General features: G+C 32.3%; 29 protein-coding genes. 2 read left to right on the top strand and 27 right to left on the bottom strand.

Translation table 11 applies throughout. The features are described 5' to 3' along the window. The first annotated feature begins 101 nt into the window (after positions 1-101). On the top strand, positions 102-1493 hold the full coding sequence (locus BTM19_RS01415) for a glycine--tRNA ligase (protein ID WP_029377172.1): 1392 nt from the start codon (positions 102-104) through the stop codon (positions 1491-1493). A 594-nt stretch (positions 1494-2087) separates the two neighbouring features. Here BTM19_RS01415 and recO read toward each other — a convergent pair. The 18 genes from recO to lepA all read right to left on the bottom strand — a co-directional run bounded on the left by recO (position 2088) and on the right by lepA (position 19152). Beyond that, complete coding sequence (gene recO / locus BTM19_RS01410) at positions 2088-2846, bottom strand: DNA repair protein RecO (RefSeq protein ID WP_029377171.1); 759 nt, start codon at positions 2844-2846, stop codon at positions 2088-2090. A 33-nt stretch (positions 2847-2879) separates the two neighbouring features. Continuing rightward, positions 2880-3779 carry a GTPase Era gene (gene era / locus BTM19_RS01405; protein ID WP_029377170.1) on the bottom strand — a complete coding sequence of 300 codons (900 nt, stop codon included), beginning with the start codon at positions 3777-3779 and terminating at the stop codon, positions 2880-2882. Beyond that, positions 3779-4183: a cytidine deaminase gene (cdd, locus tag BTM19_RS01400; protein ID WP_017724603.1), complete on the bottom strand. Its 405-nt coding sequence runs from the start codon at positions 4181-4183 to the stop codon at positions 3779-3781. Before cdd ends, era begins: the two co-directional genes overlap by 1 nt. A gap of 86 nt (positions 4184-4269) precedes the next feature. Continuing rightward, positions 4270-4608: a diacylglycerol kinase family protein gene (locus BTM19_RS01395; RefSeq protein WP_029377169.1), complete on the bottom strand. Its 339-nt coding sequence runs from the start codon at positions 4606-4608 to the stop codon at positions 4270-4272. An 8-nt stretch (positions 4609-4616) separates the two neighbouring features. Then, on the bottom strand, positions 4617-5078 hold the full coding sequence (ybeY, locus tag BTM19_RS01390) for an rRNA maturation RNase YbeY (RefSeq protein WP_029377168.1): 462 nt from the start codon (positions 5076-5078) through the stop codon (positions 4617-4619). Continuing rightward, positions 5079-6026 (bottom strand): PhoH family protein, encoded by a 948-nt coding sequence (locus BTM19_RS01385; protein WP_029377167.1) that lies wholly within the window; start codon positions 6024-6026, stop codon positions 5079-5081. A gap of 384 nt (positions 6027-6410) precedes the next feature. Then, positions 6411-7079: a DUF6479 family protein gene (locus BTM19_RS01380; protein WP_029377166.1), complete on the bottom strand. Its 669-nt coding sequence runs from the start codon at positions 7077-7079 to the stop codon at positions 6411-6413. Between the two features lie 16 nt (positions 7080-7095). Beyond that, on the bottom strand, positions 7096-8079 hold the full coding sequence (gene floA / locus BTM19_RS01375; protein WP_029377165.1) for a flotillin-like protein FloA: 984 nt from the start codon (positions 8077-8079) through the stop codon (positions 7096-7098). A 12-nt stretch (positions 8080-8091) separates the two neighbouring features. Then, positions 8092-8802 (bottom strand): NfeD family protein, encoded by a 711-nt coding sequence (locus BTM19_RS01370; protein ID WP_029377164.1) that lies wholly within the window; start codon positions 8800-8802, stop codon positions 8092-8094. A 279-nt stretch (positions 8803-9081) separates the two neighbouring features. Then, positions 9082-9258, bottom strand: coding sequence for a 30S ribosomal protein S21 (rpsU, locus tag BTM19_RS01365; protein ID WP_002483157.1), 177 nt, complete (start codon positions 9256-9258; stop codon positions 9082-9084). A gap of 248 nt (positions 9259-9506) precedes the next feature. Further along, positions 9507-10259, bottom strand: coding sequence for a 16S rRNA (uracil(1498)-N(3))-methyltransferase (locus BTM19_RS01360; protein WP_029377163.1), 753 nt, complete (start codon positions 10257-10259; stop codon positions 9507-9509). Between the two features lies 1 nt (position 10260). After that, the gene (gene prmA / locus BTM19_RS01355; RefSeq protein WP_058625562.1) at positions 10261-11199 is read right to left on the bottom strand and encodes a 50S ribosomal protein L11 methyltransferase; all 939 of its coding nucleotides are present in this window, start codon (positions 11197-11199) and stop codon (positions 10261-10263) included. Between the two features lie 3 nt (positions 11200-11202). Beyond that, a complete protein-coding gene (gene dnaJ, locus BTM19_RS01350) occupies positions 11203-12339 on the bottom strand; it encodes a molecular chaperone DnaJ (RefSeq protein ID WP_029377161.1) in 1137 nt (378 codons plus the stop codon). A gap of 146 nt (positions 12340-12485) precedes the next feature. Next, positions 12486-14330: a molecular chaperone DnaK gene (gene dnaK / locus BTM19_RS01345; RefSeq protein ID WP_029377160.1), complete on the bottom strand. Its 1845-nt coding sequence runs from the start codon at positions 14328-14330 to the stop codon at positions 12486-12488. A gap of 56 nt (positions 14331-14386) precedes the next feature. Further along, positions 14387-14998 carry a nucleotide exchange factor GrpE gene (gene grpE, locus BTM19_RS01340; RefSeq protein WP_038678664.1) on the bottom strand — a complete coding sequence of 204 codons (612 nt, stop codon included), beginning with the start codon at positions 14996-14998 and terminating at the stop codon, positions 14387-14389. A 26-nt stretch (positions 14999-15024) separates the two neighbouring features. Beyond that, positions 15025-16005, bottom strand: coding sequence for a heat-inducible transcriptional repressor HrcA (hrcA, locus tag BTM19_RS01335; protein ID WP_058625560.1), 981 nt, complete (start codon positions 16003-16005; stop codon positions 15025-15027). 100 nt (positions 16006-16105) lie between these two features. Further along, complete coding sequence (hemW, locus tag BTM19_RS01330; protein WP_029377157.1) at positions 16106-17230, bottom strand: radical SAM family heme chaperone HemW; 1125 nt, start codon at positions 17228-17230, stop codon at positions 16106-16108. Positions 17231-17328: 98 nt separating this feature from the next. After that, a complete protein-coding gene (gene lepA / locus BTM19_RS01325; RefSeq protein WP_029377156.1) occupies positions 17329-19152 on the bottom strand; it encodes a translation elongation factor 4 in 1824 nt (607 codons plus the stop codon). A gap of 321 nt (positions 19153-19473) precedes the next feature. On the opposite strand from lepA, the gene rpsT reads away from it, so the two are divergent. Beyond that, positions 19474-19725 (top strand): 30S ribosomal protein S20, encoded by a 252-nt coding sequence (rpsT, locus tag BTM19_RS01320; RefSeq protein ID WP_017724620.1) that lies wholly within the window; start codon positions 19474-19476, stop codon positions 19723-19725. A 181-nt stretch (positions 19726-19906) separates the two neighbouring features. Here rpsT and holA read toward each other — a convergent pair whose 3' ends face one another. From holA to yhbY, 9 genes are all read right to left on the bottom strand, one after another. Further along, on the bottom strand, positions 19907-20881 hold the full coding sequence (gene holA / locus BTM19_RS01315; RefSeq protein WP_029377155.1) for a DNA polymerase III subunit delta: 975 nt from the start codon (positions 20879-20881) through the stop codon (positions 19907-19909). Positions 20882-20956: 75 nt separating this feature from the next. Beyond that, positions 20957-23164 carry a DNA internalization-related competence protein ComEC/Rec2 gene (locus BTM19_RS01310; RefSeq protein WP_231495826.1) on the bottom strand — a complete coding sequence of 736 codons (2208 nt, stop codon included), beginning with the start codon at positions 23162-23164 and terminating at the stop codon, positions 20957-20959. 3 nt (positions 23165-23167) lie between these two features. Beyond that, positions 23168-23629 (bottom strand): ComE operon protein 2, encoded by a 462-nt coding sequence (locus BTM19_RS01305; protein ID WP_017724623.1) that lies wholly within the window; start codon positions 23627-23629, stop codon positions 23168-23170. A gap of 85 nt (positions 23630-23714) precedes the next feature. Further along, complete coding sequence (locus BTM19_RS01300) at positions 23715-24437, bottom strand: helix-hairpin-helix domain-containing protein (protein WP_038678667.1); 723 nt, start codon at positions 24435-24437, stop codon at positions 23715-23717. 48 nt (positions 24438-24485) lie between these two features. Then, positions 24486-25202: a class I SAM-dependent DNA methyltransferase gene (locus BTM19_RS01295; RefSeq protein ID WP_029377152.1), complete on the bottom strand. Its 717-nt coding sequence runs from the start codon at positions 25200-25202 to the stop codon at positions 24486-24488. Positions 25203-25204: 2 nt separating this feature from the next. Next, on the bottom strand, positions 25205-25558 hold the full coding sequence (gene rsfS / locus BTM19_RS01290) for a ribosome silencing factor (protein ID WP_029377151.1): 354 nt from the start codon (positions 25556-25558) through the stop codon (positions 25205-25207). Then, on the bottom strand, positions 25559-26143 hold the full coding sequence (yqeK, locus tag BTM19_RS01285) for a bis(5'-nucleosyl)-tetraphosphatase (symmetrical) YqeK (protein ID WP_029377150.1): 585 nt from the start codon (positions 26141-26143) through the stop codon (positions 25559-25561). Next, positions 26133-26705 (bottom strand): nicotinate (nicotinamide) nucleotide adenylyltransferase, encoded by a 573-nt coding sequence (gene nadD / locus BTM19_RS01280; RefSeq protein WP_029377149.1) that lies wholly within the window; start codon positions 26703-26705, stop codon positions 26133-26135. Before nadD ends, yqeK begins: the two co-directional genes overlap by 11 nt. Beyond that, a complete protein-coding gene (gene yhbY, locus BTM19_RS01275; RefSeq protein WP_029377148.1) occupies positions 26705-26995 on the bottom strand; it encodes a ribosome assembly RNA-binding protein YhbY in 291 nt (96 codons plus the stop codon). Before yhbY ends, nadD begins: the two co-directional genes overlap by 1 nt. Position 26996 lies beyond the last annotated feature (1 nt).

The following is a 26996-nucleotide window of genomic DNA, read 5'->3' as shown; positions in this document are numbered from 1 at the left end:
AATATGTGATTAAAAATGATTAACTCGTCCCAAGGCACGGATAAAGTTTATTTTTTTCTGTGTCTTGGGACGTTTTTATGTTAAAAAGGAGTGTATTTTTTATGGCAAAAGATATGGAAACAATTGTTTCATTAGCGAAACATAGAGGATTTGTGTTCCCTGGTAGTGATATTTATGGTGGTTTATCAAATACATGGGATTACGGTCCACTTGGAGTAGAATTAAAAAATAACGTTAAAAAAGCTTGGTGGCAAAAATTCATTACTCAATCTCCATATAACGTGGGTATTGATGCTGCAATTTTAATGAACCCTAAAACATGGGAAGCATCTGGTCACCTTGGTAACTTTAACGACCCTATGATCGATAACAAAGATAGTAAAATTCGCTATCGTGCTGATAAAATTATCGAGGATTACATGGCAAATGAAAAAGGCGATGAAAATTTTGTTGCTGATGGTTTAAGCTTCGATGAAATGAAACGCATCATTGATGAAGAAGGTATCGTTTGTCCCGTGAGTGGAACAGCAAACTGGACTGATATTCGTCAATTTAATTTAATGTTCAAAACTTTCCAAGGTGTAACTGAGGATTCTACAAATGAACTTTTCTTACGTCCTGAAACTGCACAAGGTATTTTCGTAAACTATAAAAATGTACAACGTACAATGCGTAAAAAATTACCATTTGGTATTGGTCAAGTAGGTAAGTCATTCCGTAATGAAATTACTCCAGGTAACTTCATTTTCAGAACACGTGAATTCGAACAAATGGAACTAGAATTCTTCTGTAAACCAGGTGAAGAAATAGAATGGCAAAATTATTGGAAAACATTCGCAAGCCAATGGCTAAAAGATTTAAACTTAAGCGAAGAAGCTACTCGCTTACGTGACCATGATGCTGACGAGCTTTCTCACTATTCAAATGCAACTACTGACATTGAGTATCGCTTCCCATTTGGTTGGGGTGAGCTATGGGGTATCGCTAGCCGTACTGATTTCGACTTAAAACAACATAGCGAACACTCAGGTGAAGATTTCCAATATCACGATCAAGAAACAGGTGAAAAATATATCCCTTACTGTATCGAACCTTCATTAGGTGCTGATCGTGTCACATTAGCATTCTTATGTGACGCTTATGATGAAGAAGGCGTTGAAGGTAGTAAAGATTCTAGAACTGTATTACACTTCCACCCTGCGCTTGCTCCATATAAAGCAGCAGTATTACCATTGAGCAAAAAGCTATCTGGTGACGCGATTAAAGTATTTGAAGAATTGAGTGCTAACTTCTCTATAGACTTCGATGAGTCACAATCAATTGGTAAACGTTATCGTCGTCAAGATGAAATCGGTACACCATATTGTATTACTTTTGACTTTGATTCTTTAGAAGATAAACAAGTAACTGTACGTGATCGTGACACTATGGAACAAGTTCGTATGCCAATCACAGAACTAAATGCTTTCTTAACTGAAAAAGTTAAATTCTAATTTAGTTAAAGTTAATATTACTTATAAATAAACCAAACGTTAAATATAGCGTTTGGTTTATTTTTATTTATTTACACTTGAGTATTCATACAAGAGATTTTTGTGTAATGATTTTACTAAATTGGTGAACATTTAATGTATTATGTTATACCACTACTCTCTTTTAATTGTTTTCACAGATAATAGAAGTTAGATTCAATATCTATAATTTAACTTTTTGTAATTTATACGGCTTTATCCCCCCTTAAACACCGAAATTTTCTAGTAAAGTATCATGAGATTGAAGATTCTATATCAATTTCAACAATCCCTATAATCTGTTTTTGATCTTATTCAACTATATTTTAGGTTTACATAATATAATTATAGTTTATTAAAAGCAAGACTTTTCATATATTTGAGTATATATCATTTAGTAAAGAATATAGCGTTTTGGGGGCTGTTTAAATGGACTATACTTAAAAATAAAAAATACACCCTAACAATAAGATTTTTGTATCTTATATTAGAAGTGCATTTTTATCTAATTTATCATGTGTTTATTCAGTTGATTTTATACAGAAATTGATAAAAGCCAATGTTTATATGACTCAGTCAAGATAAATTATCTAATCTATGTAATTGATTGATTAGTTTCTGACTTTTAAAATACATTCCCACATATTCTTTATATAATAGTATCATTAATTCAGACATCTCATTGACAACATCAGCATGAATACTAAGGGAACTCATTTGATTAATTGGTAATTTTTGAAGAATATCTAGCAAATAAAGCGTTTTATTAGATAAAACTAGTGCATGTGGATCTTGATATTTAACAACTTCAGAAATAGCACCATCATGCTTAAAACTATATGCTATTAATTTGGATTGATCATCATTGCCAGTAACTGCACACTTGTCAAATATAGCATTAAACCCGAAACGATTCATACATTTTAGCAAGACAACTACAGACATCAGTTGAGCTGAAACACCATCTTTTATTTTGTCCAAGACAAAATGTAAAAGGTCATAACTATATTTAGAAACTTCATCTGCTTCAAGTGAACGATCAATTGTTTCAGCACATAAACTAGCAAAACTACTTTCGTAAATATCTAAACGAAGGTGATAATTTTGTTCAATCACATCGACGGAGCTTAATGTCCCCATGCCTTTCCACTTAGAATAAATAAACAAGCCATACACAAATAATTGCGTGTTGGCTTGTAAACCACTCTTACTCTTTTTAGCTCGTCTTACCATTAAAGGTACTTTTGCGCCATATTCATTCAAAATTGTTATAATTTTATCGGATTCGCCATAATCAACTGTTTTAATGATTATACCTTTTTGTTTGATCAACATAATAGCTCACCGACTTCCGAAAAATTCTTCGCCTTAATCTCGATCTTCTAAATAACCCATTTGACGTATGAAGTTCACTTTATTACGCCAGTCTTTTTGAACTTTTACCCATAGTTCCAAATAAACTTTAGAGCCAAGTAAACGTTCTATATCAAGACGGGCACGTTTTCCAACTTCTTTTAATTTTTTACCGCCTTTTCCAATCACAATACCTTTTTGAGAATCTCTTTCTACGAAAATCGTAGCTTCAATTCTCACTCTATCTTCATCTTCTTTAACCATGCGATCAACATTAACCCCGATGGCATGAGGTATTTCCTCACTAGTCAAATGTAGAATCTTTTCGCGTATAAGTTCACCAACTACAAATTGTTCTGGATGGTCAGATATTTGATCGTCTGGATAATATTTAGGACCCTCTGGTAAATAAGATTTTAGTACATTGATAAAATGGTCAACATTGTGACCTTCTAAAGCTGAAATTGGAACAATTTCAGTGAAATCCAAATATCGCTTGTATTTTTCGATTCGTGGCATCAATTCGTCTGGGTGTACTAAATCAATTTTATTCAATACTAAGAATATTGGTGTTTTAATAGTTTTGAGCATTTCCATAATATACTCGTCACCACGACCGATATCTTCATTAACATTTACCATGAACATAATAGCATCAATTTCAGATAGTGTATTTGTAGCCACACGCATCATGTAATCGCCTAATTTATGTTTTGGTTTATGAATACCCGGTGTGTCCAAAAAGATAATCTGAGCATCTTCTTGCGTCATAACACCTTGTATTTTGTTTCTAGTAGTTTGTGCCTTGTCAGACATTATTGCAATTTTATGTCCAATTACTCGGTTTACAAAAGTTGATTTACCAACATTCGGTCTACCTATAATTGAGATAAATCCTGATTTGTGTTCTGTCATTAATTTAAATCCTTTCCTGAAAACCCTAATGGTAGTAGTTCATTTACTGTTGATTCTATCATATCGCCTTGATGATTTGTCATATACACTGGCATGTCATCATCACATAATTCTTTCATTACTTGTCGACAAGCACCGCAGGGCGAAGAAGGTTCATCTGCATCTACAGTAACAGTAATTGACTCAAAATCTCCCGGTCGATAACCATCCGCAATTGCTGACACTAAACTAGATCTTTCTGCGCATATAGACATAGGATAAGCAGCATTTTCTACATTAGCCCCGTAATATGTTTTTCCATCTTTAGTCTTTAAATACGCACCAACCTTAAAATTACTATATGGTGCATATGCATTAGCTTGAGCATTTCTTACTTCTGTAAAATAATGTGATTGGTAAGCCATCGTTTATCTCCCCTATTTAATAATAAGTTGTTCTATTTTAATTGCTATGTCTTTTTAGTATAAACAAAATTTCCGAAATTGCACTACTATTTAAATACATAAGGTAAAAAAATAATGAGTCCTATAACTAAAGCGACGAGAGAAGCAAGCACAACACTAAAGGCAGCAACATCTTTAGCATTTTTTGCCAAAACATGATATTCATTGGTAACTAAATCTACAACGTATTCTACGGCAGTATTAATCGCCTCAAACGCGAGTACTAGACCAATTGATATAATAATAAAAAGCCATTCTACTTCATTAATTTTAAAAGTAAAACCCGCAATAATGACTATTAAAGCTAATAAAAGATGTAATAAAAATTTATGATCTTTTCTTATCAGTACTAACATACCCTGAAAAGCATAACTAAATCGTTTCATATGCGCCTCTAATCTCTTGTTAATCCATAGGCATTAAGTATTTGTTCTTGTCGTCCGAACATTTCTTTTTCATCTTGTTCATTCATATGATCGTAGCCTAATAAATGTAAAAAACCATGTAATGCAAGAAAACCGAGTTCTCTTTCAAAACTATGACCATAATTATCAGCCTGTTCTTTCGCAACATCAGTACAAATAATTATATCTCCTAATACCCTTGGCATATCAAGACCAGTTATTTCTGGTTCATCTTCTTCTAAAGCGAAAGAGATAACATCTGTTACTTTATCTTTATCACGATACATTTTATTGATTTCTTGAATTTCTTCTTTATCAACAAATGTCACAGATAATTCGGCTTCTTCTTCAATATTTTCTTGTTTTTTTGCAAAAGTAAGGAGTTCATCTATTTGTGTTAACCATTCATTTTGAACTAACTCTGTATGATCACTAAAATCTATTGTAAACATTTATTCTTCTCCCTCATAACGATCAATAATTTTACTTACTAATGGGTGACGTACAACATCACTTTGGTCAAGATTATGAATACTTAATCCTTTTACGTTTTCTAGCTTTTTAATCGCTTCTTTTAAACCGCTTTTAACGCCTTTTGGTAAGTCTATCTGTGTTTTATCTCCAGTTACTACCATTTTAGATCCAAAGCCTAATCTAGTTAAAAACATTTTCATTTGAGCATGAGTGGTATTTTGTGCTTCATCCAATATGACAAAAGCATCATCTAAAGTTCTACCTCTCATATAAGCTAACGGAGCAATTTCAATTATGCCTCTTTCTATAAATCTAGCTGTTTGTTCTCTTCCTAAAACTGTATTTAAACCATCGTATAATGGTCTTAAATATGGATCTACTTTTTCCTTTAAATCACCAGGTAAGAATCCTAATGATTCTCCAGCTTCAACGGCAGGTCTAGTAAGCACTATACGCTTTACATTACCTTTGCGTAATTGTTTCGCGGCATAAACAACTGCCAAGAAAGTCTTACCAGTACCAGCTGGCCCTACACCAAAAACTAAATCATTGTGGTACATTGCATTGACATACATACGTTGTCCCATTGTTTTAGCACGGATTGTTTTGCCATATGCATCTTTAGTAATTTCATCTTCATATAAATCTAATAAGTATTGAATCGTACCATTTTGCGCCATTTTTACAGCAGCTTCTACATCTTTAATAGATATAGAAACCCCTTGTTGAATGACTTTCAGTAAGTTAATTAGTACTGATTCTGCTTTTTCAACATGCTCAACATACTCACCTTTCACAGAGATTTCTTGTCCTCGAGCATGCACAATGACATCAAAGGCTTCCTCTATTGATTTAAGATGTTCATCATTATTACCAATGAGTGCTTGCGCTTCGTTATTGTCATCTATTTGAATAATTCCAGGCATATAAGTACTCCTTTACAAATATATTCGTTGTTCTCATTTTATCCTATTAGATTTTAAGTTACAAAAAGTTTTTAATAAACAATAAATCATTTCAGATATTTATTCATTTGAATTTCATGATTCAAATTTACTATTCAAGTTACATCTTCATTATATCACGAAAATGACTGATATTATTTTAAAGCGTATTGAATCATATGTGGTTTCTACAATTTTAACAGAAGATTTACATTCTATCTAATTGAATAAATTAAGTAGTACGCAAATTGAGTAATTATTCAATAATAGTTAAAAAAGATTCATTTGTACAGTGTTTTGCAACAAAAAAATAACGCCTTATAAAACCTACATACGTGGATTTATATAAGACGTTAAAATATGAAATTATAACCTTTTAGGTCTTTCCAGTACTTCTGACCAAATAATACCATTCACCACTTCATCATCGGCAAACCTAAACTGATCATTATTAGCGGGACTTTGAATAGCGTGTGCATTCATCAATTGTTTCAAGCGAAATCTCTTTGTTCTTTCAGATAAGTATTTATCCGCAATAATTGCACGCGCTTTTTTCTCCGTTCTCTGAAGTTTTTTCTCGTTTTCACGATCAATTTCAGTTCGAACATCTTGTATTTGTCCCATTAAATCAGCTTCAAGCTCTTTTTGTAATTTATTATCTTTTTGTTGTTGAGCTTGTTTTAATTTATCTGCTTCTGTTTCATTATCTTTTCTCATTTTACGTTCAGAACTTGGTGATTCCATTTTTTCTGCACGTGTTTCCATTGGTGATGATTGAGATTGTTCAGGTTGAGGCATTTGCTCGGGTTCTCTTCTTTGAGACGTAGGGTCTTCATTAATATGTTTTTCAATCTCTTTGAATGTTTTACCTAATTCGTCGAAGAAACCGCCTTTTTTCGGTTGCTCACCATTACTATTTGGTCGTTTATTTACTGGTGGCTTTTGATTTTGTCTATCTTTATGACTATTATCATTAATAGCTCCGATTATTGTTACAATCACAGATATTACAAAAATAATAATACCTATATTCATTTAATCACCCCTAAAATTATTTATCCGGTGATTCATCATCTTGTTGATTTGTGCGTTGATTAATAGAATTTCTCATACCTGTATCTGCTTCAACATTTTTCAAGTTGTAATAATCTTTGACGCCTAGATTTCCAGAACGTAAAGCTTCTGCCATTGCTAAAGGTACTTCAGCTTCGGCTTCAACAACTTTAGAGCGCATTTCTTGTACTTTCGCTTTCATTTCTTGTTCTTGTGCTACAGCCATTGCACGACGTTCTTCAGCTTTAGCTTGTGCAATATTCTTATCTGCAAGTGCTTGCTCAGTTTGCAAGTCTGCACCGATATTTTTACTAATGTCAACATCAGCTATATCAATTGATAATATTTCAAAAGCTGTACCAGAATCTAAACCTTTACTTAAAACAGTTTTCGAAATATTGTCTGGATTTTCTAATACTTGTGTGTGATGTTCACTTGAACCGATTGTAGAAACAATACCTTCACCTACACGAGCGATGATTGTTTCTTCACCAGCACCACCAACTAAACGAGCAATGTTGGCACGTACTGTAATACGCGCTTTAGCTTTTACTTCGATACCGTTCATAGCAACACCAGCAATAAATGGTGTTTCTATAACTTTAGGGTTTACTGACATTTGCACAGCTTCTAGGACGTCACGACCAGCCAAGTCGATAGCAGCGCCACGCTCAAATGGTAAGTTAATGTCCGCTCTTTGTGCTGCGATATTTGCATCAACTACACGGTCAACGTTACCACCAGCTAAATAATGAGATTCAAGTTGATTCGTAGTTAAGTTAAGCCCTGCTTTATGCGCTTTGATAAGCGGTGAAATAACTTTTCTTGGTGATACTCTACGTAATCTCATACCTACCAATGTACCTATTCCTACTTTAACACCAGCGGCAATTGCTGAAATCCATAATCCGACTGGAACAAATGAAAATAATAACAATAATGCTATTACTACTATTGCGACAATAATAATTAATCCGATCATACTTTCTCTCCTTTATGATTCGTTTTCTCTTACAACAACTCTTGTACCTTCAACTTCTAAAATGGTAACTTGTTTATTTCTTAAAATAAAAGAACCATCAGAAACTGCATCAATACGTTCATTGTTGTAAGTAATAATTCCTGCAGGTCTTAAATCAGTTGAAGTTGTTGCAGTTTGCCCAACTAAATGAGAGCGATCTTCGTGTGATGTGTAACCTGCTTCTGCATTTGTAGAATCTTTCAATACAACCTTGTCTAAAAATGGAATTTTTCGTTTAAATATCTTCACAAGTATCACCCATTCAATAATTGATAGTATTAATGCGACGACGACATTGGCAATCATATAAACTAAATTATCTCCTAAGGTAATAATACTAAAAACTATAAGTGCCATACCGATAATACCGATAACTGCGCCCACGACAAAAAGTTCAATTATTACAAATATAACGCCTATGCCAAATAAAATTACAGAATATAAATTGACATCTCCTTTTAAATAAAATCCTAAAAAGAAAATCAATAAAGTTAATGTGGCAACAATTCCTATTATGTTAATTTTATTTGAATACAATTGGTATAAGAAACCCAAGAAAATAATACATGTTAAAATTAACGAAACTACTGGATTTACAATGAAATTAGCTATATCGTCAACCCAGTTTCCACTTTCAACAAAATTAGCTGAAAATATTGTATGTAAACTACTTGAAGGAATCACTCTATCACCTCGCTCTCAATTTAATTATACATGAAATTAATACGTGATTATAGCGTTTACACCATAAAATTTCATAATCAATAAATTAATTTTTATGAGTTTTCTTAATTATATAGATATATCATGAAACACCAATAATTTGTAGTGGTAAGGACTATAAAATATTGACATTATATAAGATTCTAGATAAAAAAATAATAGCCTTTAGTTGATGATCAACTAAAGGCTATTTTGGTTTATAATTAATGTTGGTGTTGAGGGAGTCAACGAAACAATTAATTATTTGAATTTACGTTTACGTGCAGCTTCTGATTTCTTTTTACGTTTAACGCTAGGTTTTTCGTAAAACTCACGTTTACGTACTTCTTGAATTGTACCGCTTTTAGAAACTGTACGTTTGAAACGACGTAACGCATCTTCAAGTGATTCGTTCTTTTTGACTACTGTTTTAGACATGTGTATTTCCCTCCCTCCAAATATCAACGAAACTTTATTATCATCACATGGTACTAACCATGTATAACTTAGTATAATATATCTGATTAATGTGGTCAATTAGTAAAATTTACATTTTTTTAATTTAACGTTATTCTAAGACTTCTTTTAGCAGGAAGCTAAAGTCTTTTGTAAATTATATTAATGCTAGTAAATTTGTTATTAAGCTTAATATATTGATTAAATTCAATAATTATACATAGATAGGATTAATCTAACAGTTCTACTTCATAACTTATGGTACTAAGTACATATAGGGGCGCTGTTTCAGCTCTTAATATTCTAGGACCAAGCCCAACTTGATATGCACTTTCATTAAACAATGCTAACTCTTCTTCGGCTAATCCACCTTCAGGTCCAAAAATAACTAAAACACGATCATTTGGCTGAAATTGTTTTATTGTCCTTTTAAGATTACTAACTTCACCTTGTTTCGCAGCATCTTCATACGCTATCAAAATATAATCATATAAGTCACTTTGTTGAACAACTTCTTTTAGCGATGCTTTATAATCGATAGAAGGTATTGCCAATCTATAACTTTGTTCGGCAGCTTCTTTAATAATTTTCTGCCAACGTTCTAATTTCTTAGTTACTTTACTATCATTTAACTTTACAACGGAACGTTTCATTCCTACAGCTAAAAATTCACTAGCACCCAGTTCGGTTGCTTTTTGTAATAACCATTCATATTTATCCGCTTTGATTAAACCGCTACATATGGTAATGGTTTGAGGTAATTCTGAATCTATATCAATTTGTTCAACTAGCTCAATTTCAATTTCATCAGTACCTATATTTCTAATTTTACATTTATAGACAAATTGATCCAAAAAGGTAATAATAATTTCATCATCAATTTGGTATCTCATTACGTTTAAAATATGATGGATATCACCTTTATCGATAATGGAAAATCGCTGATGTGTATCAGCATTTTGATTAATAAAGTACCTTTGCATATCAATCGCTCACTTTCTGCCCTATGATACAGACCCAGCTATTTTCATGATTAATAGACAACACTTTAAAACCAGTGTTTTCCATATGTTCTACAATCGCTTCATGCTTTTCCTCTATAATACCAGACGTTATAAAATAGCCATCTTTATTTAAGGTATTATAAGCATCATCAATCATTTCTTCGATAATATGAGCTAGGATATTAGCGATCACGACATCAAATTTCTCAGTTTCTTCTTTTAATAAATTTCCAGTAGTTGCTTCAATTGCATGGTCACATTTATTTTTTTCGAAGTTCTCTTTAGCGACTCTTACCGCCATTTCATCTACGTCTAATGCCTTAATACGTTTTACACCTAACAAATGAACAGCAATACTTAATATGCCCGAACCAGTGCCGACATCAATAACAGAATCACTTGGCTTCACAAATGTTTCTATAGCCTTTAAACACATACTCGTCGTAGGATGGTCTCCAGTACCAAACGCCATACCTGGATCTAACTCAATACATAATTCACTTTCGACTTCTTTTTGGTATGTTTCCCAACTTGGAACAATTGTGAACTTTTCTGAAGCTCTAAATGGATGGAAATAATTTTTCCACTCATTTTCCCAATCTTGCTCACGCAATGTTTGTTCTTCGTACTCAAAAAGTGAAAGATCCAAAGAAGTAACTTGCTCAATTGCATTAATAAGCTCTAACTTAAATTTTTCTGTATATTTAATTTCATTGAAATACGCTTTTATTCTTACACCTTTTTTAGGGTAATCATTGGCATTTAATGCATAAATTTCACCGTATTTATCTTCAAACGCTTGTTCCAAATCTTTAGAGTCTTCTATAACTACACCATTTGAGCCAAAATCTTCTAATATATCAGAAATTATTGATGAGGCCTCATGATTAATGCTGATTGATACTTCAGTCCAGTTCATATACTATTCTCCTTTAAAGAATCTTTTAGCTTTATCTCTAAAATTTGATGGTTGTTCTGAAATTTCTTCGCCATCAATTTCTGCAAATTCTCTAAGCAATTCTTTTTGACGCTCACTTACTTTAGTTGGTGTAACTACTTTAATATTTATAAATAAGTCACCATAGCCATAGCCGTGTACATTTTTGATACCTTTTTCTTTAAGACGGAATTGTTTGTCTGTTTGCGTACCTGCAGGAATAGTCAACATGACGCTACCATTTAACGTTGGGACCTTAACTTCGTCGCCTAACGTTGCTTGGGCAATGCTAACATCAAGAGAATAATAAATATCATCGCCATCTCTTTCAAATTTTTCTGAAGGTTTAACTCTAAAGACGATATATAAGTCACCTTGTGGCCCACCATTTTCACCTGGAGCACCTTCACCAGCTAGCCTAATTTGTTGTTCATTATCAACACCTTCAGGTATGGTTACGCTGATTTTAACATTTTTGTTTTCAGTACCTTTTCCGTGACATGTTGGACATGGCTCTTCAAATTCTTGACCTGAACCACTACATACTGGACAAACTTTTTCAGTTCTAACTCTTCCAAGTATTGTATTTTGTTCAACAGAAACGTGACCAGCACCACTACAATAATGACATGTTTTTTTCTTAGTACCAGGTTTAGCACCTTCACCATCACATGTGTGACAAGTAACATCTTTACGTATTGAAATTTCTTTCTCGCTACCAAAAACTGCTTCATCAAAAGTAACAGTCATTGTATATTGTAGATCGTCACCTTTTCTTGGTGCGTTTGGATCACGTTGTTGTCTGCCGCCTCCGAAGAACGAACTGAAAATATCTTCGAAACCGCCGCCTCCAAATCCGCTAAAGTCTTGACCGCCAAAGCCTTGGCCACCAAAGCCACCTTGTGGGCCGTCATGACCAAATTGGTCATAATTGGCACGTTTGTTGTCATCACTTAAAATTTCGTATGCTTCTGAGATTTCTTTAAACTTCTCGTCAGCACCTTCTTCTTTATTTATGTCAGGATGGTATTTCTTTGATAATTTACGATAAGCCTTTTTAATTTCATCTTTAGAAGCGCCTTTGCTAACACCTAAGACTTCATAATAATCTCTTTTGGCCACTGTTATCTCTCCTTTTACGGTTTTATTAAATCTTTTATAAAAAAGGAAAAAGTCAAAGCCAATGTTCAATTGACTTTGACTTAATTTGGCTAAGCAATTGTGTCATATATTTCTATCAATAACAATTAATTAGTCCATGACTACACCTATTTTTGCTTATCTTCGCTGTCGTCATCTTTAACTTCTGTGAAATCTGCATCTTCAACATTGCTGTCTTGAGAAGCGTTTGCATCTTCACCTTGAGCTTGTTGTTGAGCTTGTGCAGCTTGTTCGTAAACTTTAGTTGATAAGTCTTGAACAACTTGTTCTAATTCTTCTTTTTTAGCTTTGATATCTTCTATATCTTCGCCTTCAAGCGCAGATTTTAATGCTTCTTTTTTCTCTTCAGCATTTGTTTTATCTTCTTCGCTGATGTTTTCACCTAAATCAGTGATTGTTTTTTCAACTTGGAATACTAAGCTATCTGCTTCATTTCTTAAGTCACTTTCTTCGCGACGTTTTTTATCTGCTTCCGCATTTTCTTCTGCATCTTTAACCATGCGGTCGATTTCGTCATCTGAAAGCGCTGAGCTTGATTGGATTGTAATGTTTTGCTCTTTGTTAGTACCTAAGTCTTTTGCAGTAACGTTTACAATACCATTTTTATCAATATCGAATGTAACTTCGATTTGAGGCACACCACGAGGTGCAGCTGGGATATCAGTTAATTGGAATCTACCAAGTGTCTTGTTATCTGCTGCCATTGGGCGTTCACCTTGTAATACATGGATATCAACTGCTGGTTGGTTATCTGCAGCTGTAGAGTATACTTGTGATTTTGATGTTGGAATTGTAGTATTTCTTTCAATTAGTGTGTTCATGCGTCCACCCATAATCTCAATACCTAATGATAATGGTGTAACGTCTAATAATACTACGTCTTTAACATCACCTGTGATAACGCCACCTTGAATTGCTGCACCCATTGCTACTACTTCGTCAGGGTTAACACCTTTATGAGGGTCTTTACCTACTTCTTTTTTCACTGCATCTTGTACTGCAGGGATTCTTGTAGAACCACCAACTAAGATAACTTCATCGATATCAGAGCTAGATAAACCAGCGTCTTTCATTGCTTGACGAGTTGGTTCCATAGTTCTTCTGATTAATGAATCTGCTAATTCTTCAAATTTAGAACGAGTTAGTGTAAGTTCTAAGTGTAATGGACCGCTTTCTCCAGCAGAGATAAATGGTAATGAAATTTGTGTTTGAGAAACACCAGACAAGTCTTTTTTAGCTTTTTCAGCAGCATCTTTAAGACGTTGTAAAGCCATTTTATCTTTTGATAAGTCTACACTATTTTCTTTTTTGAACTCTGCAACTAAGTGATCAATAATCACTTGGTCAAAGTCATCCCCACCAAGTTTATTGTCACCTGCTGTTGAAAGTACTTCAAATACGCCGTCACCTAACTCAAGAATTGATACGTCAAAAGTACCGCCACCTAAGTCAAATACAAGTACTTTTTGATCTTGTTCTGTTTTGTCTAAACCGTATGCTAATGCAGCTGCAGTTGGTTCATTAATGATACGTTCAACTTCTAAACCAGCAATTTTACCAGCGTCTTTAGTAGCTTGACGTTCACTATCATTGAAGTATGCAGGAACTGTAATAACAGCTTTATCTACGCTTTCGCCTAAATAATCTTCTGCTGTACTTTTAAGATTTTGTAATACCATTGCTGAAATTTCTTGTGGTGTATATGATTTACCTTCTACGTCTACTTTGTAATCTGTACCCATATGACGTTTGATAGATTGAATTGTGTTAGGGTTAGTGATTGCTTGACGCTTAGCAACTTCACCTACTTGAGTTTCATCATTTTTAAATGCAACTACAGATGGTGTTGTTCTAGCACCTTCAGGATTTTGAATTACTTTTGGCTCATCGCCTTCTAATACCGCAATACATGAATTTGTTGTACCTAAATCAATACCTATTACTTTACTCATAAATAAATTCCTCCTGTTATGTTTGAATAATTTGGTGTTTTCAACAATAAAATAATTTATTGATTTACTTTAACCATTGAAGGTCTTAAAACTCTTTCTTTCAATTTGTATCCACTTTGTAGTTCTTCAGTGATTTGTCCAGATTCAAAATCAGGGTTGTCATCTTGAACTACAGCTTGATGGAAGTTGGGGTCAAATTGTTGACCTTCAGTTTCTATTTTTTCTAAGCCATTATTTTGCAATGCACTTAATAAGCTTTCATGAACCATTTCTACACCTTTTTTAAGCGATTTAAACTGTTCATCTTCGCCATCAATTTGTAAAGCACGTTCAATGTTATCTATTGTTGGTAAGATATCATTTAAAACGTCTTGTGCTTTATATTCTTTCATTGTCTGGTTTTCTTTTTGAATTCTACGCTTATAGTTTTCAAATTCAGCGTATAATCTTAAATATTTCTCTTCGTTTTCTTGAACATCTTTTTTCAATTGTTGAATTTCTTCATCTTTAGGATCTACGTCTTCTGAGATATTTTGTGAATCGTCCTCCTGCAGATTATCTTGTGATGTTTCTGTAGTTTCATCAGTGCTTTCAACCGTATTTTCTTCTGATGTTTGTTCATTTACATCTTCGTTCTGGTCGAAAACTGATTCATTTTTTTCTGTCATTGTCTGCCCTCCAATACAATTGTTAATTACCAAATCGTATTTAGTAATCTTATTACGTTCTGATAATTCATTGCCGTTGGTCCGATAACCGCAATTTGACCTTTAAGTCTATCATCAATGTGATATTCGCTTGTGACAATTGAAATATCACTTAAACTTGATTCAATTTCATGACCAATTTTGACATTAATAGATGAATTAGACATTTCATCAAGTAATTGTGTGATTTTATTTGATTCTATATATTGTAGAATCGGTTGAATTGATGATACGTTTGTTTCATTCAACGCATCTATGAGTTTAACCTTTCCGCCCATAAAAATGCCATTACTTTGATTATCAAAATGAACATCTATTGTATTCAACATGTCTTTTATAAAATCTTTTTCAATATCTGATTTCACAAAAGCATTCAAGTCATTTTCAAAATGATGATTATTCCACTCGTTATATTTAGCAGTAACAAAATTAGAAATGTTCGTAAGTTCATTATTTGATAATGGAACTTGAGATGCTAAATGTAAGTTTTCAACATGACCTGATGAGAATACAACAACCATTATAACCAAATAAGCATTTGCTCTAAACAAATGAATGTTATTAATAATATCTTTTTTATGATTTGGACGCATTACCAACGTAGTATACTGAGATTGATTTGAAAGCTCATTTGCAAAATCACTGAGCGAAGTCGAAATATCATAATGATTTTCAACTAATAAATCTCTCAAACGTTGAATTTTAGTTTGTTGTTGATGAGATGTTTCTTGTAATAATTGATTCACATAATATCTGATACCTGATTCTGAAGGATATCGCCCTGACGACGTGTGCGTCTTCTCTATTAGTTCGAGAAGCTCTAATTGCTTCATCTCATTTCTAATAGTAGCAGGACTAACATTCAATTTATGCCGTTCAATCAGTGTTTTTGAACCAATTGGCTGACCTAAATCAACATAATCTTCAACAATTGCATTTAGTATGCTTAATTGTCTATCACTAATCATGTTTTCACCTCATTAGCACTCCTTTGTTTCAAGTGCTAATTATAATTTATCAAATTGGTCAAAGTAAGTCAATGTTAAAGCACTGGTTTTTTATAAATTTTTATACATTAAGCAAAAACGCTTCAAACACTAAGTTTCCGACGACTTTTCCGCGATCAGTCATAGAAATGTAGTCATCTTGTTCAACGATAAGTCCTTTTTGAGTTAAATCTTTGAGAGCCTGTTCGTATACTTGTTCGACTGTTTGATCAAACTTTTCAAAAAACCTATGTTTACTTACACCTTTATTCATCCTTAACCCTAAGAACATTTCTTCTTCCATTTGTTCTGATTTCGTGGGATAAGTTGAATGTAAAATAGGCCTTTCATTATTGTTTATTTTTTTAATATAGTGATTTACAGGGTTAACATTACTGTAACGTTCACCATCAACATAACCACTTGCGCCTGCACCAAAACCATAATATCCTTCGTTTTTCCAATAAACTTTATTATGCTCTGACTCATGACCTACTTTCCCAAAATTCGAAATTTCATATTGATGCAAGTCAGAATTATTCATTCTCTCAATTAGATATTCATACATTTCTTCACCGATATCTTCATTCGGAATTTTCAACTTGCCTTTTTTATACATGTTATAAAATTGTGTTTTAGGTTCTAATATAAGACCATAACTTGAAATATGATCAATATCCATTTCTAATGCCTTTTCTAAACTATCCTTAAAATCCTCTAGTGTTTGTTGTGGTAAATGGTACATCAAATCTAAACTTATAGAGGGAATACCGACTGCTCGCGCATTAGTAACAGCTTGATATATATCTGCTGTATGATGCGTCCTACCTAATATTTCTAAAAGTTCAGGTTTAAACGTTTGTACGCCCATAGATAGTCTGTTAACACCAAAATCTTTTAATAATTGAACTTTTTCAAGTGTTAATTCATCTGGATTAGCTTCAAAACTAAATTCGCCTTTAATTTTGAATGTATCAGTAATTGCAATAAGTAATCGCTTAAGTTGTTCATAACTTAATGCTGTCGGTGTCCCGCCACCCACAAATACGGTTTCTAATACTCTAACCTCGCTATCTTGCATCTCTTTAATTAAGCAATCTAAATATTCATCCACCGGTTGATTGTGTATAAAATATTTATTGAAATCACAATACGTACATATTCTTACACAAAATGGAATATGGATATATGCACTTTTTACTTCCATATTGCGTGCACCTTCTTTCGTATATTGAAGATTAACAATCATCACAAAAAACTGGGCCATAAATCTTTTGGATTTAAGGCCCCCATTTTTAATTTATATTAATCTTCATCCATCTTAAGTACAGCTAAGAAAGCATCTTGTGGAATTTCCACATTTCCTACTGCTTTCATTTTAGCTTTACCAGCTTTTTGTTTTTCTAAAAGTTTTCTCTTACGGGTAATGTCACCACCATAACATTTAGATAGTACATTTTTACCCATAGATTTAATATTCGTTCTTGCAACGATTTTTTGTCCTACAGCTGCTTGTACAGGAACTTCGAACTGTTGTCTAGGTATCAACGTTTTAAGTTTTTCGACTAAAGCTTTTCCTCGATCATATGCAAATTCTTTATGCACGATAAAGCTTAAAGCATCAACCTTTTCACCGTTTAATAAGATGTCCATCTTCACTAAATCACTTTCTTTATTATCGATAAATTCATAGTCGAACGAAGCATATCCTTTAGTATTAGATTTTAACTGATCAAAGAAATCGAACACCACTTCTGATAATGGAATCTCATAAATAATATTCACACGGATATCATCCATATATTCCATATTTATAAATTGACCACGTTTACGTTGACACAACTCCATGACTGCACCTACATAATCATTAGGTACCATCATAGTCGCGCGCACAAATGGCTCATATATTGTTTCTATTCTATCTCTATCAGGCATGTTCGCAGGATTATCTACCGTTACTTCATCGCCTGTTTTTAAGATGCATTCATAAATAACTGAAGGTGCTGTGGCAATAAGTTCTATTCCAAATTCACGTTCAATACGTTCCTGGATAATTTCCATATGCAACATACCTAAGAAACCTGTACGATAACCAAACCCTAAAGCTTGTGATGATTCAGGTTCGAATTCTAACGAAGCATCATTTAACTGTAATTTTTCTAAAGCTTCTCTTAAATCATTATAATCCTTGTTATCAATTGGGAATAGGCCACAGAATACCATTGGATTCATTTTCTTGTATCCTTGTAATGGTTGAGCAGCCGGTCTACTAGCATGAGTGATTGTATCCCCAACACGTGAATCATCTACATTTTTAATACTTGCAATGATGTAACCAACATCGCCGACAGTCAATTCGTCAACTTGTAATTGCTTTGGTGTATTGATACCTACTTCAGTCACTTCGAATTCTTTACCAGTTGCCATCATTTTAATACGGTCGCCAGCTTTAACAATGCCTTCCATAACTCTGATAGAAGAGATAACCCCTCTATACGGATCATATTCTGAATCGAATATAAGTGCTTTTAAAGGTTCTTCTGGATCACCTTCAGGAGGTGGCACTACCTCAACGATTTTCTCTAAGATATCTTCAATACCAATATTTGATTTTGCACTAGCAAGTACCACATCATCTTTATCAATACCGATAACGTCTTCTAATTCTTGTTTTACTCGTTCAGGTTCTGCCGCTGGTAGATCTATTTTATTGATAACTGGTAATAATTCTAATTCATTATCAAGAGCCAAATAGACATTCGCTAATGTTTGTGCCTCAATACCTTGTGCAGCATCTACAACTAATATAGCACCTTCACATGCTGCAAGTGATCTAGACACCTCATAAGTAAAATCGACATGTCCTGGAGTATCGATTAGGTGAAATGTATATGTTTCACCGTCTTTAGCATCATATTTTAAGCGAACTGCATTTAATTTGATTGTTATACCGCGCTCTCTTTCTAAGTCCATAGAATCTAACAGTTGAGACTGCATGTCTCTAGTTTCGACTGATTTTGTATTTTCTAAAATCCTATCAGCTAACGTAGATTTACCATGGTCTATATGTGCGATAATGGAAAAGTTTCTAATATTTTTACGTCGATTATAGCGTTCTTGTTTATCCATGTATTATCCTTCTCACTTTCATAATTCTAGCCCGTAATATGTATGACATTCTTTGATATAATAACGTTTTTAATAGTTAATTGCAAACCTGCTAAGTATTTTAACAATAATACTTATTAAGTCATAACATTCTTAAAGAGATTTCGAATTAAACTTTTGTGTTATTTTCTTATCTGTCTATCGTATATTGTATCATTTATATCTATTTTACGCGCCTTAGATAAATAAATGATTGCAGAAAGTTGCTGGTTTTGATAAAATATTTCTTGTTGTAATCAAATTAACTTTGATAGCGAAGATCACTTTTAGGAGGTGACACACATGCCAAACATTAAATCTGCAATTAAACGTGTTAACACAACACACACTGCTGAAGCTCGTAATATTTCACAAAAAAATGAAATGCGTACAGCAGTTAAGAGAGCACATTCAGCTATAGAAGCTGGTGCTGATAACAAAGCTGACTTAGTGAGCTTTGCTTTGAAAAAAGTAGATAAAGCTGCGCAACGCAACTTAATCCACACTAACAAAGCTGCTCGTATCAAGTCTTCATTAATGACAGCTGCTAAATAATAAACAGATTCAAGCAACTGCTCGAATTAACAAATCAAACAAACCCAATGCTAAAGGCATTGGGTTTGTTTTTTATTACTTTTAAAATTTAGAATAAATTATTTACAAATCCATTGATAAAAGCTATTTCAACACTATCAATACCGATTCTATCAGTTTCAATATAACTAACCGAAAATGATTAAAGTGATAAAATAAACAGTTCTAAAATTAATTGTTTATCCATATATGATGACTTCAATTTATAATCTGTTTCCGCACATGTATCAATTATATTTAATAATTTTTCTAGTTGATAATTCCTTGATTGATTCAAAGCTAATTTAACACGATATGGATGCACATTAATTGTTTTAGCTATTTGTTGACCACTGTAACCTTTTTGTCCTAATATTTTACATTGATAAAACAACCGATAATTACTTGTAATTAATGCTAATAATTTAATTGGTTCTTCTTTCATTGCTATCAAATCTTTCACTAATTGTATAGCTTGTGATTTTTTGTTTTTCTGAATATAATCAGTTAATAAAAAGACATTTTGCTCTAAACTTCTATTAACAATTTGATGTACATCTTGCTTATTAATTGTAGCTCTATCACCTAAAAATAGTATTACTTTTTCAAGTTCTTGCTTTACAATATTAAAATTAATACCCGTAAGTTCTAAAAATAAATCTAATGCATCTTGTTTTATATCTTTGTAATTTTCGTGAAGTTCATTTTTTATCCATTTTTTTATCTCTTCTTCGGTCATTTGTTCAATTTTGATTAAATTAGCCTGTTTCTTCAATGTTTTAACTAACTTTTTTCTTTCATCTAATTTTGATTGATAGACTTCAAATATTATTAAAGTTTCACCGTCATATTTTTCAATAAATTCAATAAGTTGGTCAGTATTATGACTTAGATCTTTAGGCGGTTTTTCGCCTGTAAACACATAAGCATTTTGAACTAATACTGCTTTTTTGTCAGAAAAAAATGGCAAGGTCAGTGTTTCCTCAATTATAGGAGATAAATCACTTTCATATAAATTATATTTAACAAAGTTAAAATCATCTTTAGGGGCATTCAAGTAACGGTTAATAACTTCAGCTGACTTTTTTTCAATAAGTTCAGGTACTTCACCGTAAATTGTAATAATTTTATCGCTCATCCTTAGCACCCTTTCATCACTATTACGCATTTAATTATTATAGCATGGAGAGATTGATCTCTCTACATATAATCATTAGTTCATTTCGGTATTTATAGATAATTTGGGGGTGAGTTTTATCGTTACCTCTCCGTTCTCATTTGATTGGAAAACTTTAGCACCCAAGCTTTTTAATTTAGTTATAATTTCTTTATTAGGTAGATGATACCTATTTGTCTTACCTACAGAAACCAGACAAATTTTTGGCTGTATTTTTTGTATAAATTCATTGCTAGTACTTGTTTTGCTTCCATGGTGGCCCACTTTCAGTATGTCTATCTTTGGTAATTCAAAATTGCGTAAAAGTATTTGTTCATTATTAATGCTTGCATCCCCCATAAACAACATTTTAATTTTATTATATTCTATATAAGTAACGATAGAATGCTCGTTTAAATCCTCTGAATAATTAATTGTTGAATCAAGTAAAGTAATATTTGCTTCACCTAAGTTAAATTGCTGTATATCTTTAAAATCAATCAGCTTTATATGTTTTTGCTTACTCTGATTAATTAAATATTCTATTTTATTTATGTTGAAACTTTTTGTATTTATGATTATATTTTTTATCTTGAAATTAGTTATTAAGTAACTTAATTCACCCATATGATCCATATGAGGATGTGAAATAATAATATAATCTATAGATGTTAGTCCGTGCTTTTTAAGTGTGGGAATTATATGATATTTAGCAATATTATGATTTTCTTTCATTGTTGAGTCCACCCCTGTGCCACCAGTATCTATAAGTATACTTTCACTCTCATTTGTCTCGAATAGAAATGCATCACCTTGATTCACATTTAACATCGTTAATTTATAAGCATCGTCATGTGGAATGATTGTAGAGATGATATACAAAATAAGCACAGTTACAATAAAACATACATAGTATTTATGAACTAAAAAAACTAATGCTATAAAAACTGTTACAAAAGTTAAGGTAATAAACATTTCATTAAGTTCAGGTACATGCCATTTATAAATGTTCATGTGTATAAATAAATTCAGAACTGCATCATGAAACCTCATTAATAAATTCAGAACTGTGATAAGGCAGTTTAGTTCTAAAGGTAAGTGTGCGAAAATAACAAAAAAAATGACAAATGGAAAGAGAATAAATGTATAGAACGGTACAAAAAATAAGTTAGTTATAATACCCATCCACTGGATATGATTAAAATAAATTGCACTTATAATAAATGAACCGAGTTGCGCAATTAAAGAGAGATAGATAGTACGCTTTAATAAATGAGTATTTTCTAATATTGGAAGAGCAAATAAAATAAAAAATGTGATAAGAAAAGAGAATTGAAAGCCTATATTATAAACAAAAGGTGGATGAAGCGAAGACATAAAAATAAATGATAATGATAGTAAATTAAGCGCATTTTTTGCAATTGATTTAGATAATAAGATTAATAAGAGACAAGTCATAGTTGCTCTTATTGCACTTGGAGCTAAATCTGTATAAAAGACATACAATGGTAAAATAATGCAAATGACTATTTTAATGATAACAATCGGGCATTTCATATGGTTTAACAAAAAATATATTATACTAGTCAATGTAGCTATATGCATTCCACTAATGGCTAATAAATGGTATATACCAATATCTTTATACTGCTCAATGTCGTCTGCACTAATTGCTGATGTATCACCACTTATAAGTGCAAAAACCTTGCCCGGAGATTCAATTTGTAAATATTTAAGTCGATTTAATACATACTGCTTGTGATAATCTAATATATATGTATAATCAATTTTTGATTTCCTACAACTATTAAAATCAATATTATTTATAAAAAGTGAAAGTTGGCTATACGGCTGATTGTTGTGCGACTTAAATGTAGCATCAATTTTGCAATTTTGCCGAACAAGTTTTGATTGTACTCCCCTAACGTTTTCACTTTTTATTTGATAATAATATTTGAATGTATGTTTTCCTATTTTGACTTTTCCTGTTAACTTTTGATTGTTCAAATTTGGCTTATTTATAAAATAAGCATGACTATGCAAGGTTTGTTTCAATAAAAAGTTACGTTGTTCAACCATATACTTAAAATGATATTGAAAATAAAAGTTCGATAATATTGGTATTAATATAATGAATAGTATTTGAAACCATCTTAATTTTTTTCTAATCCCAATTATCATTATGTTTACAAAAATCAGCATCGACAATGATTTGACATGTAGCCATAAAATACCAACTAGATATGCTAATGCATAAAATACCAAAAATTACTGATTCATTAAGTATTGTGCTACATGTTCCTGATTGAAAGGAATTTTTGTATGTTCGATACCTGATTGATCTAATAGTTTCAAAGCATAATCATGATTGTGATAATCTTCAGCGTAATAAATTGTTTTAATTCCTGCTTGAATAATTGATTTCGTACAATTCAAGCAAGGGAAATGTGTAACATAAATTGTTGCACCATCAGTAGATACTCCCTGTTTAGCACACTGTAATAATGCATTCATTTCAGCGTGTATCGTACGTATACAGTGGCCATCTTCTAATAAACAACCTTCATCAATGCAATGAACTTCACCTGATACAGACCCGTTATATCCTCCTGCTATAATTCTATTATCTTTTACAACAGTGGCGCCTACCGATAAACGTTGACAAGTAGAACGTAATGCCAACAGATGACTTTGAGCCATAAAATATTCTTCCCATTTAATGCGATCCATGATAATAGTCCTCCGTATTATGATTAATATATGATTCCGATTTAATTATAGGTTAATTTGTATCATCTAAAAATGCAACAAAAACTTAAACCACAAAGAAATCACTTATCTTTTCCAGTGTCTTTGCCCCTATACCTTTAACTTCTTTCAATTGATCAACCGATTCAAATTTGCCATGTTGTTCTCTAAATTCAACAATAGATTTAGCTTTTGTTGGGCCAATGCCATTAACACTTAGCAATTGAGATTCGCTAGCAGTATTTAAATTTATTTTCTCTTGTTGTCCAACATTGCCTTCATTTTTCAAGGATAACGTTTGTTCTTGTTGACGGCCATTAGATTTATTTGAACCGTTACCATTTGCAATTGCTGATTCTCCCTTTTTGGGTATATATATTACTTTTTGATCCAACAACTTTTCTGCAAGGTTAATAGTTGAAAGATCTGCATTATCCAAAATTTGTGCTTTATCTAATAACTGTTTGACTCTATCTGTAGACTTCATCTCATAGATATTAGGGTATTTAACCGCACCTTTTATATCTACAACAATAATTTCATTTTCGGACTTAATTGATTTTTCTTTGCGTTTAACGTTGGTCTCAGTTTTATCAGTTTGGAGTTCGCTTCCAGTTTTATTTATTTTGTTTATAGATACTGTTGGAATCCCCTTCATTTCTTTGTTGTCCAAATGAATAAATATATTGCATAATAAAATGACTGCTAATAATAAAGCGATTGAAATAAAGGTAAATAAAATTTTATATTTGCTAATAATTTCTTTCCATCTTTCCCATTGCGGCAACATAAAAATCACTCCTTTATACTATACACGTACAAAGGAGTGATTTTACTTTTATTTTTTAACAATGAAGAATAAGCGGTATCCTTCATCATCATGATTATTAATTTCAAAATCTACAAATGTTTGAATATGCTTAAAACCTACTTGTGTAAGCATATCTTTGTAATCAGATTCTAAATAGGTACGCTGATAGTGCGATTCATCAAATCGGCTATACTGACTATCAGATTGTCTAATGAAAAACGACATATCATGCCATACACTTAGCGGTTCTTCACCTTTAACAGCTTCCCAACCTAAAAATACATCATCCGATTCATCAATATAACTTTGATTGTTAAATAAAGTATCCATTTTAAAACTTGTGTGTACATCAAACATAAATACACCCTTATTATCTAAATGCTCGAAAACACGTTTAAAAGTAGCAACAACATCATCTGTCTCTGGTAGATAATTTAGTGAATCGCAAAAAATAGTGATTACATCAAATGATTTGTCGAGTTGAAAATCAGTCATATCGCCTTCTAGCCAATTAACATGACTTGATTTTTGTGCTGCTATTGCAAGCATATCGACACTGAGATCCATACCAGTCACTTGTTTAAATTCATTAAATAATGAGGTTAAACTACCTGTTCCGCATCCTATATCCAGGATAGAGTTTTTATTTTCAGCAAAGTAATTTACAATCTCTAACCAAGACTCATAAGGTTGATCAAGCGTTAATTGATCATAAAACAGGCTCATTTCTTCGTATTGAGACATGATTAATATACTACCTGTCTATACGATTCTAATGGTGCATCTCTATATAATTTTTCAATATTGTAATAATCTCTTTCGTCTTTATGGAAAACATGAACGACTACATTAGCTAAATCAATAAGAATCCATCTCGCTTCATTAAAGCCTTCCATACGCTTAACTTCAATTTCTGCTTCGTTAGCGACGTCTTTAACTGCACGTGCAATTGATTGAACCTGTTTTTCATTATTTCCGTGACAAACTACGAAATAATCTGTCATATCGCTAATACCTTTCATATTTAATGAAATAATATCTTCTGCTTTTTTATTCTCTGTTGCTTCGACAGCTAGCTTTAATAGTTGATCTGATTTCATCTAATCATCCTTTACTCTTTCGTCACTGTAATTATAATAATTTAAACATGCAATCGTTGCGTCATAAACATTAATATCTTTATTAATTAAATATAACACTGTTCGCTTAGATATTTCGTATATTGTTTTATCTAAGCTACCCTGATTGTATGCTAAATCTCTAATTTCTTCAACGCCTGGGGTCTGACGGCCAGGTTCTATATAATCTGCAATAAATACAAGTTTTTCAGTCTTTGTCATTTGAGCGCGGCCAGTCGTATGGTTTTTTATTGCGAGTAATACCTCTTCATCTTTAATACCATAGTGTTCCTTCATAATTACTGCACAAACTGGGCCATGTAAAATTTCAGAACCGTAACTTAATAAATTGCGATCTAAATCGTGTTGTGTAACAATTTGATACATTGAACCTAAATCATCGTACTTTGAATAATCATGTAAAATACCTGCCAGTTCAGCTTTATCTTTGTCACCATCATAAATATCTGCTAATTTCACAGCTGTTTCTGCTACTCTTAATGAATGGTTAAACCTTTTTTCAGGCAATTTCTCTTTAACAATTTCAACTGCTTGATCAATTTTCATATAATCCTTCCTCTCGGATATATTCTTCAACACTAGGAGGAACTAAAACTTGAATATTTCTATTAGATTTTATTCTATCTCTAATTAATGTTGAACTAATATCAATGCGTGGGATTGTAATTGCTATCATACCTGGATCAACATTTTGTTGGGCCTTTTCTCTATTAACAATTACAAATGTGATGAGCGCTTTTAATTCATCTATTTTATACCACTTATCTAGTTGATTATACTGGTCAGTGCCAATCACTAGATATATTTTAGCCTCGGGATTTTTTTCTAACATAGAACGAACTGTATCAAATGTATAGCTTTGTCCCTTTCGCTCTATTTCATCTAGATATACTTCGCCAAAGCCAAGTTCTTTAATAACTTTATGAATCATTGCAACTCTATGATTTGCGTCTAAGTAATTATCATGAACTTTTAAAGGCGACATATAACTAGGTAAAAAATAAAATATATCCGGCTTAATAACATCATTAACTTCACTAGCTACTACCATGTGAGCGAGATGAATCGGGTTAAACTGCCCACCATATATTACGATTGATTTCGTCATTACGGTAATTGAATTTGCTTATTGTCTTGTGATTCTTTATACAACACAATCATAGACCCGATTACTTGCACAATATCACTACGTGTTGCATCACTTAAAGTCTGTGCTAAATCATTTTTATCTTCAGAATTATTCTGTAACACATGTATTTTAATTAACTCTCTATTTTCTAAAATATCTTGAAGTTGATCTACCATATTATCATTTATACCAGCTTTACCTATTTGAAAAGTTGGGTCGATATTATGGGCCTTACTGCGTAAAAATCTTTTTTGCTTACCTGTTAACATA

The sequence above is a fragment of the Staphylococcus xylosus genome, from assembly GCF_002732165.1.
Lineage (GTDB): Bacteria > Bacillota > Bacilli > Staphylococcales > Staphylococcaceae > Staphylococcus > Staphylococcus xylosus.
This window is presented reverse-complemented; position numbering and strand designations above follow the sequence as displayed.